The 14,535-nt window shown below is 65.5% G+C and carries 15 protein-coding genes and 1 pseudogene; 9 read left to right on the top strand and 7 right to left on the bottom strand.

Annotated elements, in window-relative coordinates; all coding sequences use genetic code 11:
* Positions 1-508 precede the first annotated feature (508 nt).
* From ACVN9Z_RS22830 to ACVN9Z_RS22795, 8 genes and pseudogenes are all read left to right on the top strand, one after another.
* Complete coding sequence (locus ACVN9Z_RS22830) at positions 509-838, top strand: hypothetical protein (protein WP_053501426.1); 330 nt, start codon at positions 509-511, stop codon at positions 836-838.
* A gap of 118 nt (positions 839-956) precedes the next feature.
* Positions 957-1,637 carry an RraA family protein gene (locus ACVN9Z_RS22825; protein ID WP_053501427.1) on the top strand — a complete coding sequence of 227 codons (681 nt, stop codon included), beginning with the start codon at positions 957-959 and terminating at the stop codon, positions 1,635-1,637.
* 119 nt (positions 1,638-1,756) lie between these two features.
* Positions 1,757-2,953, top strand: a complete 1,197-nt coding sequence (locus ACVN9Z_RS22820) for an aminotransferase class I/II-fold pyridoxal phosphate-dependent enzyme (RefSeq protein WP_053501136.1) — start codon at positions 1,757-1,759, stop codon at positions 2,951-2,953.
* Positions 2,954-3,026: 73 nt separating this feature from the next.
* Complete coding sequence (locus tag ACVN9Z_RS22815) at positions 3,027-3,848, top strand: ABC transporter substrate-binding protein (protein ID WP_053501133.1); 822 nt, start codon at positions 3,027-3,029, stop codon at positions 3,846-3,848.
* Positions 3,849-3,864: 16 nt separating this feature from the next.
* Positions 3,865-4,554, top strand: coding sequence for an amino acid ABC transporter permease (locus ACVN9Z_RS22810; RefSeq protein WP_006386293.1), 690 nt, complete (start codon positions 3,865-3,867; stop codon positions 4,552-4,554).
* Positions 4,547-5,238, top strand: a pseudogene (locus tag ACVN9Z_RS22805) (amino acid ABC transporter permease). Before ACVN9Z_RS22810 ends, ACVN9Z_RS22805 begins: the two are co-directional and overlap by 8 nt.
* A 25-nt stretch (positions 5,239-5,263) precedes the next feature.
* Positions 5,264-5,998, top strand: coding sequence for an amino acid ABC transporter ATP-binding protein (locus tag ACVN9Z_RS22800; protein ID WP_054479247.1), 735 nt, complete (start codon positions 5,264-5,266; stop codon positions 5,996-5,998).
* Between the two features lie 53 nt (positions 5,999-6,051).
* Positions 6,052-7,017 (top strand): LysR family transcriptional regulator, encoded by a 966-nt coding sequence (locus tag ACVN9Z_RS22795; protein ID WP_428980804.1) that lies wholly within the window; start codon positions 6,052-6,054, stop codon positions 7,015-7,017.
* A gap of 109 nt (positions 7,018-7,126) precedes the next feature.
* Here ACVN9Z_RS22795 and ACVN9Z_RS22790 read toward each other — a convergent pair whose 3' ends face one another.
* The 7 genes from ACVN9Z_RS22790 to ACVN9Z_RS22760 form a co-directional block, all read right to left on the bottom strand.
* The gene (locus ACVN9Z_RS22790; RefSeq protein WP_054502759.1) at positions 7,127-7,852 is read right to left on the bottom strand and encodes an RES family NAD+ phosphorylase; all 726 of its coding nucleotides are present in this window, start codon (positions 7,850-7,852) and stop codon (positions 7,127-7,129) included.
* A 13-nt stretch (positions 7,853-7,865) separates the two neighbouring features.
* Complete coding sequence (locus tag ACVN9Z_RS22785; RefSeq protein ID WP_065423317.1) at positions 7,866-8,522, bottom strand: hypothetical protein; 657 nt, start codon at positions 8,520-8,522, stop codon at positions 7,866-7,868.
* A gap of 10 nt (positions 8,523-8,532) precedes the next feature.
* Entirely contained in the window at positions 8,533-8,943 is a 411-nt protein-coding gene (locus ACVN9Z_RS22780; protein ID WP_162876711.1) for a hypothetical protein, read from the bottom strand.
* Positions 8,944-9,208: 265 nt separating this feature from the next.
* Complete coding sequence (locus tag ACVN9Z_RS22775; protein WP_458212672.1) at positions 9,209-10,900, bottom strand: nicotinate phosphoribosyltransferase; 1,692 nt, start codon at positions 10,898-10,900, stop codon at positions 9,209-9,211.
* A gap of 20 nt (positions 10,901-10,920) precedes the next feature.
* The gene (prs, locus tag ACVN9Z_RS22770; protein WP_458212671.1) at positions 10,921-11,763 is read right to left on the bottom strand and encodes a ribose-phosphate diphosphokinase; all 843 of its coding nucleotides are present in this window, start codon (positions 11,761-11,763) and stop codon (positions 10,921-10,923) included.
* Positions 11,764-11,854: 91 nt separating this feature from the next.
* The gene (locus ACVN9Z_RS22765; protein ID WP_054438118.1) at positions 11,855-12,505 is read right to left on the bottom strand and encodes an NUDIX hydrolase; all 651 of its coding nucleotides are present in this window, start codon (positions 12,503-12,505) and stop codon (positions 11,855-11,857) included.
* Between the two features lie 73 nt (positions 12,506-12,578).
* A complete protein-coding gene (locus ACVN9Z_RS22760; protein WP_458212670.1) occupies positions 12,579-13,451 on the bottom strand; it encodes an aldo/keto reductase family oxidoreductase in 873 nt (290 codons plus the stop codon).
* A 110-nt stretch (positions 13,452-13,561) separates the two neighbouring features.
* On the opposite strand from ACVN9Z_RS22760, the gene ACVN9Z_RS22755 reads away from it, so the two are divergent.
* Entirely contained in the window at positions 13,562-14,461 is a 900-nt protein-coding gene (locus ACVN9Z_RS22755) for a LysR family transcriptional regulator (RefSeq protein WP_054481551.1), read from the top strand.
* The last annotated feature ends 74 nt before the right edge of the window (positions 14,462-14,535 follow it).

Here is a 14,535-nt window from a genome sequence, read left to right as displayed (position 1 = left end):
TGCCCATATAACCATTCTTTTTAGTGGTGATCGCTAATTTTAACCAGCGGTCAAGTCTCTCTCTCTCGCCATTAGGCCAATGCGAAAACCTTTTATTCTTTGGCGTTAAGTGACGATGAGAGTTAGCCCGGAATATTAACAGCCTTACCCTCAGACGGGCACATTCACCCTAGTGAGCCATCGAGCGCCGCGAGCGGGGATGAGCGCCGACGGTCTACAGGCGACATAGCACTAACAGAAGTGGGTATGGCAGCCATTCAACAGCTTCCCATCCTTGAGCCGTCATAGCGAACCAACATGCCCATTGACCGCTTTGGGTCGAAAGTGCCCATCCAGTGTGACGCCAAGTACCAGTGTCGAAATTGTCCCTCCTGCATCCAACATGCCTCCATGCCCCCATACACTCATGACTATCACCTCGCCGGTGCCGGTTTGGAAGCCGGAAAGCTATAGGCGTAGACAGCCGCAACGCATCGCGGCCTGACTCACCCTACAGGAGGCAGTCCCCATGCTGCACCCCCTAACCCAAAACCCCTGGCAAATCGACTCCGACCGCGAATCCGGCCCCGTCTCCCTTTCCCACCTCCACCAACTAGACCGCACCCGCTACGCCATCCAGACCATCGCCCGCATGGTCGGCAACAGCGCGTCCGAACCCGACGCCACCGGCTCCCCACCGCTGGACCCCTGGGCAATCACCGCCCTGATGGGCGGCGTCGAAAGCCTCTGCGAGCACCTCGGCACCCTGACCGAAGCCATGCTCGACCAGGCCCTGCGACCCGACGACGAAAGGGAAGCCCCCAGCCCCACCCACAACGCTCCCCCGTCGATCCAATAGATCCACGAAAATAATTCCTACATAACCGGGAATTTATATCGTTTTGAGGATCGCCCCGCGAGGCCTTGTAATGCGTGTTCGCTTATTGCCGTTCACGCCTTCAAGAAAATTCCTCGCTATGAATTCCATCGGATACCGCATTCTTCCCCGGCCCGCGCTGGCCGTCGCTGCTGACGTGCTGGCCGGTTTTGCCACTATCGGCTCGGCCCAGATCAGCGATTGCATGAACCGCCTGTACGGCGTCAGCGGGCTGCGTCCGCTGCACGCCGGCAACCAGCGTACGGTCGGCCTGGCGCTGACCGTGAAGACGCGGCCGGGCGATAACCTGATGATCCACAAGGCGATTTCGCTGGGTGGCGCGGGCGATGTGATCGTGGTCGATGGCGCCGGCGACACCAGCAATGCGCTGGTGGGCGAGCTGATGATGATGGACGCGCAGGGGCGCGGCATCGCCGGGTTCGTGATCGACGGCGCGGTGCGTGACCTGGATGTGTTCGCGCAGGGGCAGTTCGGCTGCTTTGCGCGCGCGGTGTCGCACAAGGGGCCGTACAAGGACGGCCCGGGCGAGATCAATGTGCCGGTGTCGGTGGGCGGCCAGGTGGTCAACCCGGGTGATGTGGTGGTCGGCGATGCCGACGGCGTGGTGGTGATTCCCGCCGAGCATGCGGCAGCGGTGTTGGCGCTGGCGACCAAGAAGGAAGCCGACGAGGCGGTGGCCAAGGAGAAGCTGCGCGCCGGCACCTACACCAAGCCCTGGCTGGAGAAGACCCTGGCCGAGAAGACGGGAGCCGCGAAGTGAATCAAACCCCGACGCAAACCCCGACGCAAACCCCGACCCAAACCCCGACCCAAACCCCGACCCAAACCCCGACGCAAACCCCGGCCCAGACGCAACCCCAGCCCTCGCAAGCCGCCAGCATCGTCGCCGACCGCATCAAGCGCATCAAGCTGTCGCCCAGCGTGGCGGCGCGCGCGATCATTGCCGAGCTGCGCGAGCAGGGCCGGCGCATTATCGACCTGACGATCGGCGAGCCGGATTTTTCGACGCCGGAGCATATCCGCCAGGCGGCCACGGCCGCGATGAACCGGGGCGAGACCAAGTATCCGCCGGCCCAGGGCACGGTGGCGCTGCGCAAGGCGGCGCGGACGCATCTGCTGGAAGCCACCGGCGTCGATTACCCGGCGGCGCGCATCATTGTCAGCACGGGCGCCAAGCAGGTGATCTTCAACGGGCTGGCGGCGACGCTGAACGAGGGCGACGAGGTGCTGATTCCGGCGCCGTTCTGGGTGTCGTATCCGGACATGGTGCTGGTCAACGGCGGGGTGCCGGTGACGGTGCCGACCACGCCGGCCACGGATTACAAGCTGACGCCGGAGGCGCTGGAGCGCGCGATCACGCCGCGCACCAAGTGGCTGATGATGAACGCGCCCAGCAATCCGACGGGCTCGGTCTACACTGCCGACGAGCTGCGCGGGCTGACCGCGGTGCTCGAGCGTCATCCGCATGTCTGGCTGATGACGGACGATATTTATGCGCGGCTGAACTTCACTGACGCGCCGACGGTGCATCCGTTGCAGGTGGCGCCGGCGCTGGCGGCGCGCACGCTGGTGGTCAATGGCGTGTCCAAGGCCTATGCGATGACGGGCTGGCGTATCGGTTACGGCGCCGGGCCGGACGAGCTGATCAAGGCGATGGCGATTCTGCAGTCGCAGAGCACGTCGGGCGCGTCGTCGGTGAGCCAGGCGGCGGCGCTGGAGGCGCTGTCGGGGCCGCAGGACTGCGTGACGGAGTTCGCCCGCGTTTTCCGCGAGCGCCGCGATCTGGCGGTGGCGGAGCTGTCCGGCACGCCGGGGCTGGCGATCGTGATGCCGCAGGGCGCGTTCTACGTGTTTCCGGATTGCTCGGGGCTGCTGGGCAAGCGCACGCCGGCAGGCGTCGAGATCCGCAGCGATACCGACCTGACGCATTACCTGCTGCGCGAGGCTGGCGTGGCGGTGATCGACGGTCATGCCTATGGCGCGCCGGGCACGTTCCGGCTGTCGTTCGCGGCGTCGCTGGACGATATCCGGCAGGGCTGCGCGGGCATCCGCGAGGCCTGCGCCAAGCTCGTCTAGTTGTTCCCGGGCCCGCCAACGAGCGGGCCGGTTCCGTTTTTCTGTTCAAACCACAAACACAAGGGGAATCACCATGAAACGCCATTCACTTATCGCCGCCTGCCTGGGCCTGGCCGCGTTGTCGCTGGGCGCTGGCGCGCGCGCCGACCAGGTCGCGGACATCAAGGCCCGCGGCGAATTGATCTGCGGCACGCTGGGCACGTCGCAGCCGTTCAGTTTCCAGGACGCGACGACGCGCCAACTGGTAGGCTATGACGTGGACGTGTGCAAGCTGGTGGCCGACAAGCTGGGCGTGAAGATCAGCTACAAGCTGCTGTCGGTGGCGGCGCGCGTGCCGGAGCTGAACGAGGGCCGCGTCGATATCCTGGCGGCGAACCTGGGCTATTCGCCGGACCGCGCCCAGCAGATCGCTTTCAGCCACGCGTACTACGTCAGCCCGCAGAAGCTGCTGGTGCGCAAGGATTCGGGGCTGGACACGATCGAGTCGCTGAACGGCCGCCGCGTTGGCGCGACCAAGGGTTCCAGTTCGGAGCGCGAGATCAAGCGCATTCTCGACAAGTCGCAGGTGATCGGCTACGGCGACAGCTCGGCCACGTACCTGGCCCTGCAACAGAAGAAGGTGGACGCGCAGTTCGCGTCCGAACTGGTGCTGGTGCGCCTGGTGCTGCAAAGCCCGCCGACGGCGCCGGTCAGCGTGATCGCCAAGTCGGTGTTTGACGAACCCTGGGGCCTGGGCGTGCGCAAGTCGGAGCCGGGCATGCTGAATGTGGTGAACCAGGCGCTGGACGAGGCGGAAAGCTCGGGCGTGGCCGCACAGTTGTTCGACAAGTGGTTCGGCGCGCAGACGCCGTACAAGCTCGAGCGCGGTTTCAAGATCGGCCCCATCGCGGGCTGAACGCCGGTACCGCGCAATGAGCCTACTTGACGCTTCGCAATACCAGTTGCTGGCCAGCGGCATGGTGGTGACGCTGCAGTTGTTCCTGGTGTCCTGGGTGATGGCGTTCACGATCGCGGTGACGCTGGTCGTGGTGCGCGCCACCAACCTGGCGCCGTGCCGCTGGCTGGTCGACGCCTATGTGGAATACCACCGCAACGTGCCGCTGCTGGTGCAGGTGCTGTTCTGGTACTTCGGCATGCCCGAGCTGCTGCCGGAGGGTTTCCGGATGTGGCTGTACCAGCACAACGCCGAGATGTCGCTGGCGGCGATCGCGCTGGCGCTGGGGTCGGCCGCCTATATCGCCGAGGATATCCGCAGCGGGCTGCGCGCCATTCCTGGCACGCAGTTCGAGGCGGCCCGGGCGCTGGGCGCCAGCTACCTGCAATGCATGCGCTTCGTGATCGTGCCGCAGGCGGTGCGGATTTCCATCCCGCCGCTGGTGGGCCGCGCCTTGCTGCTGTTCAAGAACACCAGCGTGGCCATGGCCATCGGCGTGATGGAGCTGACCTACCAGGCGCGCGAGATCGAGAACGAGACCTACCGCACCTTCGCCACGTTTGGCGCGGCGACCCTCATGTATCTGCTGGGATCCTTCCTCATCATGCTGATCGGCTCGCGCATCTATGCGCGCTACCGCTTGAACCGGGGAGGCCACGGTGCTTGATCTCCTGTCGCAATACTGTGGCCGACGCTGCTGGTCGGCCAATACCCCAATGGGCCGCTGGGCGGCCTGGCGCTGACGCTGATCCTGGCGTTGTGCGGCCTGGCGCTGTCGCTGCCGCTGGCGCTGGCCATCGCGCTGGCGCGGGTCAGTCCGTTTGGCTGGCTGCGCGTGGCCAGCAAGACGCTGGTCAATGTGGTGCGCGGCATGCCGCTGCTGATGCTGATCTTCTGGGCGTACTTCGTCATTCCGAAGCTGACGGGGCAGGTGATCAGCGGCTTCTGGACGCTGATCGCGGCGCTGGTGGTGTACGAGAGCGCCTATCTGTCGGAGGTGATCCGCTCGGGCATCGAGGCGGTGCCGCGCGGCCAGATCGAGGCCTCGCGCTCGCTGGGCGTGGGCTACTGGACGACGATGCGCCGGGTGGTGCTGCCGCAGGCGCTGTTCAACGTGCTGCCCAGCATGACCAGCCAGTTCGTCTCCACCATCAAGGAGACCTCGCTGGGGTATGTGATCAGCGTGAACGAACTGACTTTCGCCGCCAACCAGGTCAACAACCTGGTGCTGACCAAGCCGCTGCAGGTGTTCGGCATCCTGGCCATCATCTATTTCCTGGTGTGCTTCAGCCTGAGCCGCGGCCTGTCCTGGCTGGACCTGCGCATCCGCCGCCAGCGCGCCATGGCCTAGGGCCAGGCGCTTATCGGAATTCATCATGATCAAGCTTGAGAAAGTCAACAAATGGTATGGCGCGCATCACGTCCTGAAGGACGTGGACCTGTCGGTCGCGCGCGGCGAGGTGCTGGTGGTGTGCGGGCCGTCGGGCTCGGGCAAGTCCACCATGATCCGTACCATCAACCGCCTGGAACCGATCGAGAAGGGCCGCATCCTGATCGACGACGCCGACATCTACGGCAAGGGCGTCAACCTGAACGCGCTGCGCCAGAAGATCGGTTTCGTGTTCCAGCAGTTCAACCTGTTTCCGCACATGAGCGTGCTGGACAACGTGGTGTTCGCGCCGGTCAACATCCGCAAGCAGCCGCGCAAGCAGGCCACCGAACTGGCGCGCCAGCTATTGGCGCGGGTCGGGCTGGAGCACAAGATCGACGCCTATCCCGGCTCGCTGTCGGGCGGCCAGCAGCAGCGCGTGGCGATCGCCCGCGCGCTGGCGCTGCAACCGCCGGTGATGCTGTTCGACGAACCCACCAGCGCGCTCGACCCGGAGATGGTGGGCGAGGTGCTGCAGGTGATGAAGGGCCTGGCCAAGGACGGCATGACCATGGTCTGCGTGACGCACGAGATGGGGTTCGCGCGGGATGTGTGCGACCGGGTGGTGTTCATGGATGCGGGCGAGATCCTGGAAGTGGATACGCCGGAACGCTTCTTCAGCGCGCCCCAGCATCCGCGGGCGCAGCGGTTCCTGGCGGATATCCTGCATCCGCGGGGGTAGGGCGGGGCGGGCGCGCAGCCGCGCTCGCGTCGACGATAATGCGAGGGTTCTTCATGCATTTCACATCCACCGCCGCGATGTACACCCTCAAACAGCTGGAGGCGTTCTACTGGAGCTCGCAACTGGGCAGCTTCAGCGCGTCCTCGCGCAAGCTGCACACCACCCAGTCGGCGGTCGCCAAGCGGGTAGGGGAACTCGAAGCCTTCGCCGGCGCGCCGCTGTTCGAGCGCCGCGCCAAGAAGCTGGTGCTGACGGCCCAGGGCCGCAAGCTGTTCGAGCTGGCGCGCGAGATGCTGGACCTGAACAGCCGCATCGTGCAGAACATGGCCGATCCGGCCAGCTTCGAGGGCGTGGTGCGGCTGGGCGTGACCGAGCTGGTCGGCATGACCTGGCTGGCGCGGCTGGTCAACCAGATCAGCCTGCGCTATCCCAAGGTGCAGTTGATGCCCGAGATCGATGGCGGCATCACGCTGTATGAGCGGCTGGAGCAAGATCAGTTGGACCTGGCCATCATGCCGGGACCGTTCTGGAGCTATCAATACGACTGCGTCCACCTGGGCGCGGTGACCAACGTCTGGATGGCCAGCCCGTCGCTGGACATCGATTTCTCGGCAAGGCTGGCGCCGCAGGACCTGGCGCCGTACCCGGTGATCTCACAGCCGACCAATTCGGCGCTGTCGCATCTATACGATGCCTGGTTCGCCGAGCAGGGCCTGTCGGTCAAGCGAGTGCTGACCTGCAACAGCCTGGGCATGATGGCGCAGCTGACGATGTTGGGGCTGGGCATCAGTTACTTGCCGGGGGCGTATTTCGCGCCGCTGGTCGAGCGCGGGGCGCTGTGCCAGCTGGATGTGCAGCCGGATCTGCCGACGATCAATTACTACGCGGTGCACAAGAAGAGCATCGTCAATCCGGTGGTGTCGCGGGTGATCGATATTGCGCGGGAGGAATGCGGGTTCGAGGTGGCGGGGGCGTTTCTGCCGCATATGCCGCCGGCGGTGGGGGCGGGTGGGGAGTAGGGCGGGGCGTTGCTCGCGGCCTGTGGCCGTCGGGGCGGTTCCGTCCAGGCAGGCCTCATGCCCACCAGAACGGAACGCTTCCCAAAGAGCGGGTTTACTTTCGCGCCCTTCAGCGCTGACGGAGCATGGGCCGCGTTGCGCTCGGGGCAGGTTTGCAGAGCGCATCGGCGCACAGGGCTTCGTAGGCAGCGCTTTTCCCGAATGATTCGTGCGTGACCATGGCGCCTGCCTTGAGGTCGGGCAGAATGTCGCTGCGGATGGCGATCGCCTGATGCCCTCGCACCCGCCTGGAGGGATAGCAGAAGCCATCGGGCCTCGCATCCGGTTCACGGCTCATCATGGCTTCGCGAAGGCGATGGCCGATCCAATGGCACGCCTCGTAGTCGCTCGATGAGATCGTGTCGTGGATGCCAAGCTTTGCACACGCTTCCCCCGACAGGTTCCAAAGGCGGAGATCGCGGGCGAAGGCCAGGGTGCCGATGACGCCGGTTTCCACTGCCGATGGAGGTATATAGAAATTCCCCGCGCGCGTGGCGTCGTTTCGGACGAGTTGGCCTTCCCAAATAGCAGTGGAGAGGTCTCGGGCGAGATAGAGCCAAGCGTAAGGCAGCGGTTCTTCCTCCTGACGCAACGCCATCGGTGGACCGAACCGATAAGCGTTGATCAGGACTTCCGGCAACAGGTATCGTGCGTCGCCGGCCGTGCGGTATAGAACGGTGCCCGCCGCCAACTGCTCGACGGAATGGGTCAGCGCGGCCAGCAGGGCGGCGGTACTGGGAACTAGTGCCTGTAGGTGAGACGGCGGCTCGTAACGCGCTTGTTCATTGAATGGCATACCAGGACCGATTTCAATCAGTCATGCCCCTTCCTGCATACCTTGCAAGCGTCAGAACCCGCTGCAACCGTTCTGCCGTCGACAGCGAAAGCAGCCGCTCCTGTGCGGGCGATACGGCTTGTCGATTTTCAAACGGCAGCCCCGCCAACATTTCCGCGGGTGATAGTTCATTGAGGTCGTCTTGCTGGGTAACGAAAAAAGCATGAAGCTCGAACTGCAACACTCCACGCAACTCGGTGATGACATGCGGCAAAAGGCTGGGAACCGGATCAACGAACTGCCAGGCCGGGAACATGCGCCCGTTCTGCTTCGCTGACGGCTTCACGCAATAGAGCTTGCCGGCCTTGTCGTATCGATACAGGGTCGTCAACGCGCTCAGCTTTTGCTTGGCCACCACCTCGGCGGGAGACCACATGGTAACTGGCAGCGCGGTCGCCTTTTCTTCAGGCAGCGCCAGATTTGCGTCACATACCAACCAGTCTTCGAGCTGTCGCACAAGGATGTTCAGCAGGTCATCGGCGCGGCCGGGTTTCTGGAGCGGGGAGAGCTCCTTGGCCAGCGTGGACGCCATGCTTCTGATCACTGTGTGGGGATCGCCTGGATAGCTTCCATTGACAATCGCCCGGACATCTTTGGGAGTTGCTTGGTACTTGTGTGAGACCAGTCCCATGGTTACCTCCTCAGGCGAATAGCGGCGGTGCTGCGACCGGGGCCATTTGCCGTCGAGTGGTGGCGCCACTGCGCGTCGTGTTGTTTCTGGACGTAGGGGGAGCGCTCGTCGCGATCCGGGCAAGAAGACGAATGCGCCGGTCGCCCGACAAGCGTCGGACGACCCAGATCAATCTTTCCCTGAGCCGTCCAAGCTCAAGTTTGTGGATGCCGTAGCGTTCTTCCTCTTGTGGGGCGAGGCCACGAAGCACATCCAGCGCATATTCAATATAGTTCCGACCATTTTGCGTCGGATGGGTCTGTTCATAGCGTTCGACCGCCTCTTGGTACGCCTGGCTTGTAGCCTCGTCCAGGCCGAGCGCCATGACTTCCCTGCAAGTAAGCAGGTTGCTTTCTGAGCGAGAGGATACGGTGGCGGTCATGCGACCCTCATGGGTGAACATCCAAGTTGGTTGATAGTTTAGCCTAGTTTTTCCAGTTTTTCCAGTTTTCCCATATTTACCAATTTGGCAACGTAGCTTCTCTTGGCGCGACCGCCAAGGGCAGGAAGGCGCGCAAGCGCCAAGCGGTTGCAGGTCGAGTGGCAAGGGCAAGATTTAGCAGGAAATCCGAAGAGGAAGCGAAGCGGCGCCAGGCGCACGTTGCCAAAGCAGGGATGGCCTGACGTCCACGCCGCAACTCGCCCACTTAGCGGCCACCCCAATCAATGCTCCCCGGCTCCGGACAAACCCAGGACGCCTGCAACCGTTCCCGGATCTGCGCCAGATCCTGCTCCACCAGCAGAACCCCATCCCGGAACACCGGCACCAGCGCGCCGCCAGCCGCCTGCTCCGGCGTCTGCTGGTCGTGCAACACATACCCCGTCGCTGTCTCATCGACCCGCAGCAAGCCCTTGGCCGACCGCTTCACGCCGGAGTCGGTGACCGGGTCCTTGACCAGTTCCTGCGGTTCGCCATTGACCTCGGCATACGTTGCCTTCAATGCCCAGCCGAAGCTGTCGCGGGTCAGATATTGATAGGTGTATGAGCCGATGCCCAGGACCACGTTGCCCGACGCGAAACCCTTTCTCTCCAGCCGCGCCAGGATGTCGCGGCCGCGCGCCAGGGTGATGGAGTCGCCGTAGATCAGGCCGACGTGCGGATCCAGCAGCTTGTAGCCGCGGTCGGTGACGACGCCGCCGAAGATGTCCCACAGGCACTGCACCGCGCCTTTGGCTTCGGCCTCGCGCAGCGCCTGGGCGGGGCGGGCGTCGTCGTCCAGGCGCCAGTAGCGGCCAGTCGCGATATCTCGCACGGCTTCGAAGCCGTCGCGGCGGGCGGCGGCCATGGCGGCCGTGTCTTCGATGCTGGACACGTCGGCGCAGAAGTAGCCGGTCAGGATCTTCACGGGATCGCCCGAGTCCGGGCGAAACACCACCTTGGCGTTGCCGAAGGGATCGGGCTGGCGCGCCAGGATCTCCGGCTTCAGCGCGGCGGCGAAGTCGGTGACCACTTGCCAGAAGTCCCAGGTGTCGGACACCACCGACACGATGCCGGCCGGATAGACCTGCGTGACCAGGCGGCGGATGGTTTCGATTTCGCCTTCCTTGCTGCCCAGGCACATGACCGAGTGTTCGGTGGCGGGCACCGAGCCGCCGACCAGTTCGCGGTCGGAATCGGCGCCGTACAGGTCTTCCAGGTAGTCGATGGCCGGGATGGTGTCGGTGCCGGTGAACGACAGCAGGTGGCCGGCGCCGCTCTTGCGGGCGTCGTACAGGCCGGCCATGCCGCGCATCGAGAAGTCGTGGCCTTGCCAGTTGACGAAGTCCATCGGGCTGCCGGTCACGCGGGCGAAGTAGGTCAGGAGCTTGCGGTACTCGAAGGCGATGGTGGCCACGGTGGACGGCTTCCACGATTCGCAGCTGAACAGCGTTTCGATGTAGGTGACCAGCCAGGCGAATTCGGGCCTGGTGTTGACGAAGGTGACGGGCGGCACGCGGATGTCGACGCGGGCGCCTTCGGGCAGGGAACGGATCTCCAGCGGCAGGTAGCCCAGGTCATACAGCGCCTGCAGGTGATCGACGGTGACCGCGCCCTTGCCGAGCGCATTGTCGACGCGGCGCTGGTACTGGCGCACAGCCGCGCCGGCGGGCTTGCCGAAGAATTCGCGGTTGAACAGGTCGATCAGGATTTCCTTGATGAAGCCTTGCAGGCCGAACCAGACGATCTTGTTGTCGAACAATTCGGGCAGCACCGGCGCCAGCCGGGCCGAGCGCGGGGTGAAGTTGGCGAGGATCTTGTTGGTGCCCCTGGGGTACTGGAAGGGGTGGCCGGTCTTGTAGAAGTCGGCTTGCAGCAAGGGGTTGATGCCGTTCTTGGTGGTGGGGACGGGGGCATTCATGATGGAGTCCTTCTTCGTGCTCAGTTGTTGGGGTTGACGACCACGGGCGCGCCGGCGCCTTCGCTGGCGGTCCAGTCATAGGCGGTGTAGATCCCGGCGTAGCGGGCGTTCAGCTCGGCCAGGCCTTTGCTGAAAATGCCGTGGGTGACATACAGGTAGAGCGGCTGGTCGGTCTTGTCGCGCAAGGCGGCGGCCAGTTCCAGGAAGGTGCGGCCGCCGTCGCAGATGTCGTCGACCACCAGCACGGGTTGCGCGGGGATGTCGTCGGGCACGCGGGTTTCGGTGATGCGGCCGGTCTGCGGGTCGCGGACTTTTTCGGCGTAGCGCACGTCGGCCACGCCCAGCTTTTTGGCCAGGGCCTGCACGCGCTTGCGGGCGCCGGCGTCGGGCGCCATCAGGGTCACGCCGTTGGCAAAGGCGGGGTTGGCCAGCGCGTTCTTCAGGAAGACGGCGGCGTCGACCACGCGCACGCGTTGCAGCAGGGCGGGGGTGACGTCGCTGTGCGGTTCGACCACGCTGACGGTGGCGTATTGCTGGTCGTTGATGAGCTTGCAGAACACCGCCGCGCCGAGCGCCTCGCCGGGATTGCAGACGCGGTCCTGGCGGGCGTAGGGCACGTAGGGCATGTCCAGGTGCACCGGCGCGGCCGGGTTCAGGCGGCGCAGGGCGTCGGTCAGCAGCAGCAACTGCATGACGTCGTCGGCCGATTTCAGCAGGGCGTGGATGCGGAATTCACTGGCCGCGTCGGCGTGGGCCTGCAGGGCGGCGGGGACCGTGACCTGGCTTTCGCCGCCGGGAAACACGAACGCGCGGGGCGTGTCGGTGTGGCGTTGTCCTTCTACTACCGCTGTGATGGTGAACATGATGCAGCCTTAGTGGCAAAATAAAACTAAGTGAGGCGAGTATAAGCCTACTTATTGTTTGTTTGCAACTAAGGCGGGATCGGGCGCGGGGTTAGCCGACGCTGCGGTCGAACAGGGCGAAGTCTTTCAGGCGGTACAGGCGGGCGGGACGCTGGGCGCCGAGCGCGTAGTCGTCGGTGGCTTCGAGCACGTCCCAGGCTTCCATCTTGCGGCGGAAGTTCGATTTCTCGAGGGTGGTTTGCAGGATGGCTTCGTAGGTGCGCTGCAGCTCGGTCAGCGTGAAGCGTTCGGGCAGCAGGAAGAACGGCAGGGTGGAGTAGCTCGACTTGCCGCGCAGGCGGGTCACGGCGGCGGCGACGATATCGGCGTGGTCGAAGGCCAGCGGCGGCAGCGCGTCCACGCTGACGAAGCGAAAGGCGGCGGGGGCGGCTTCCAGCTCGGCGGCCGGCACCAGCGCCACGTAGGAAACGGACAGCGACCACTTGCGCGGGTCGCGGCCGGGGCCGGAGAAGACCTGCAATTGCTCCAGGTAGCGCGGCTCGAAGCCGGTCTTTTCGCGCAGCACGCGGCGGATGCTGCCCTCGGTGCTGGCGTCTTCGTCCACGTGAACCACGCCGCCCGGCAAGGCCATGGCGCCCTTGAACGGCGCGCGGTCGCGCGGGTGCAGGGCGATTTCCAGGCCGGTCTCGCGCAGGGTGAGCAGGACGGCGTCGACGGTGACGAGGGGTTGTGGGTGGTCCAAGTGGGGGTTCCGGGCGTGGCACTTCGGGGTAAGGTGCCACTATGCGGCGGATTGGTCAACCGCGCCCGTCGAACTAGCCCGCGGCGCCGATCCCGTCCAGCTCGGCCACGGCCCGCGGCGGCAGCGCCAGGCTGGCCGCGGCGGCGTTCTGCCGCAGGTGCTCGATCGACGAGGTGCCCGGGATCAGCAGGATGTTGGGCGAGCGTTGCAGCAGCCAGGCCAGCGCGGTCTGCATCGGCGTGGCCTGGCAGTCAGCGGCCACGCGCTCCAGCGTGGCCGATTGCAGCGGCGAGAAGCCGCCCAGCGGGAAGAACGGCACATAGGCGATGCCGTCTTGCGCCAGTTGCCCGATCAGCGCGTCGTCGGCGCGGTGCGCGATGTTGTACTGGTTCTGCACGCAGACGATGTCGGCGATGCCGCGCGCCTGCGCCACCTGGCGCGCGGTGGCGTTGCTCAGGCCCAGGTGGCGTATCAGGCCCTTGCGCTGCAATTCCGCGAGGGTGGTGAAGGACGGTTCGATGTCGCCTTCGGCGGGGCCGGCCACGTCGAACATGAGGCGCAGGTTGACCACGTCCAGCACGTCCAGGCCCAGGTTGCGCAGGTTGTCGTGCACGGCCGATTCGAGTTCGGCGGGGGAATTGGCCAGCAGCCACGAGGCATCGTCGCCCCGGCGCGCGCCGACCTTGGTGACGATGACCAGATCGTCGCGGTAGGGGTGCAGCGCTTCGCGGATCAGCTGGTTGGTGATGTGCGGGCCGTAGAAATCGCTGGTGTCGATGTGGTTGATGCCGAGTTCGAGCGCTTCGCGCAGCACCGCCAGGGCCTGCGCCTTGTCCTTGGGCGGGCCGAACACGTGCGGGCCGGCCAGTTGCATGGCGCCGTAGCCCAGGCGGTTGACGGTCAGGTCGCCCAGCGGGTAGGCGCCGGCTTGTTGAATCGAGGTCATGACTTGCTCCGAGGCAGGGGAATGAGAGCGAGTCTAGGGCGGCGCGGGGCGTGCGACAATCCCTGGTAATCGCACAGCTTGTGCAAAATAGCGAACAATCGGGACCCGCCATGTCCAACCTTCAAGACATCAGCGCCTTTGTGGCGGTGGCCACGCATGGGGGCTTTCGCGGCGCGGCGCGCCAGACGGGGACCAGCGCGTCGCAGTTGAGCGAAGCCGTGCGCCGGCTGGAAGCCCGGCTGGGCCTGCGGCTGCTGAACCGCACCACGCGCAGCGTGGCGACCACGGCGGCCGGGCAGCGCCTGCTGGAGCAACTGGCGCCCGCGCTGGACGCGGTCGAGTCGGCGCTGGACGTGGCCAACAGTTTCCGTGACCGGCCGGCGGGCCGGCTGCGGTTGAATGTGCCGCTGGCGGCGTCCCGGCTGGTGCTGCCGCGCATTGTGCCGCCGTTCCTGGCGCAGTATCCGGAGATCCGGCTGGAGGTCATCGTCGATGATCGTTTTGTCGAGCTGCTGCAGTCGGGCTGCGATGCCGGCATCCGCTACGAGGAAAGCATGGACCAGGACATGGTGGCCATCCCGATCGGGCCGCGGCGCCAGCGGATGGCGGCGGCCGCCGCGCCGGGGTATCTGGCCCGGCATGGACAGCCGCGGCATCCGCAAGACCTGCGCCAGCACCTGTGCCTGCGCGGCCGTTTCACCAGCGGCGCGATGCCGGCGTGGGCGTTTGAACGCGACGGCGAGTCCGTCACGGTGGAGGTGGATGGTCCGCTGATCGTCAGCCTGGGGGCGGCGGTGGACCTGGCGGTCGATGCGGCGGTGGCGGGCGCCGGGGTGGTCTACCTGTTCGAGGACTGGCTGCGGCCGTACCTGGATCGGGGCGAACTGGAGCCGGTGCTGGCGGATTGGTGGCCCAGTTTCACCGGCCCCTTGCTGTATTTTCCGGGCCGGCATTATCTGCCGGCGCCGCTGCGCGCCTTCGTGGATTTCGTCCAGGCGGCGCGCTGGTAGCGCGGTCGCGGCCGCGACTGTCGCCGCGACCTCGACCGTAACCGCGTCGGCGTCCGTGTCCGCGGACGCCGACG

This window comes from Achromobacter sp. KK8, assembly GCF_054188005.1.
This window is presented reverse-complemented; position numbering and strand designations above follow the sequence as displayed.

What these genes read in the sequence shown, in the direction of transcription:
- ACVN9Z_RS22815 (WP_053501133.1), top strand. Translation starts at nt 3,027, where the DNA reads ATGAAACGCCATTCACTTATCGCCGCCTGCCTGGGCCTGGCCGCGTTG.
- ACVN9Z_RS22830 (WP_053501426.1), top strand. Translation starts at nt 509, where the DNA reads ATGCTGCACCCCCTAACCCAAAACCCCTGGCAAATCGACTCCGACCGC.
- ACVN9Z_RS22760 (WP_458212670.1), bottom strand. Translation starts at nt 13,451, where the DNA reads ATGACCTCGATTCAACAAGCCGGCGCCTACCCGCTGGGCGACCTGACC.
- ACVN9Z_RS22790 (WP_054502759.1), bottom strand. Translation starts at nt 7,852, where the DNA reads ATGCCATTCAATGAACAAGCGCGTTACGAGCCGCCGTCTCACCTACAG.
- ACVN9Z_RS22825 (WP_053501427.1), top strand. Translation starts at nt 957, where the DNA reads ATGAATTCCATCGGATACCGCATTCTTCCCCGGCCCGCGCTGGCCGTC.
- ACVN9Z_RS22810 (WP_006386293.1), top strand. Translation starts at nt 3,865, where the DNA reads ATGAGCCTACTTGACGCTTCGCAATACCAGTTGCTGGCCAGCGGCATG.
- ACVN9Z_RS22800 (WP_054479247.1), top strand. Translation starts at nt 5,264, where the DNA reads ATGATCAAGCTTGAGAAAGTCAACAAATGGTATGGCGCGCATCACGTC.
- ACVN9Z_RS22795 (WP_428980804.1), top strand. Translation starts at nt 6,052, where the DNA reads ATGCATTTCACATCCACCGCCGCGATGTACACCCTCAAACAGCTGGAG.
- ACVN9Z_RS22775 (WP_458212672.1), bottom strand. Translation starts at nt 10,900, where the DNA reads ATGAATGCCCCCGTCCCCACCACCAAGAACGGCATCAACCCCTTGCTG.
- ACVN9Z_RS22785 (WP_065423317.1), bottom strand. Translation starts at nt 8,522, where the DNA reads ATGGGACTGGTCTCACACAAGTACCAAGCAACTCCCAAAGATGTCCGG.
- ACVN9Z_RS22780 (WP_162876711.1), bottom strand. Translation starts at nt 8,943, where the DNA reads ATGACCGCCACCGTATCCTCTCGCTCAGAAAGCAACCTGCTTACTTGC.
- prs (WP_458212671.1), bottom strand. Translation starts at nt 11,763, where the DNA reads ATGTTCACCATCACAGCGGTAGTAGAAGGACAACGCCACACCGACACG.
- ACVN9Z_RS22755 (WP_054481551.1), top strand. Translation starts at nt 13,562, where the DNA reads ATGTCCAACCTTCAAGACATCAGCGCCTTTGTGGCGGTGGCCACGCAT.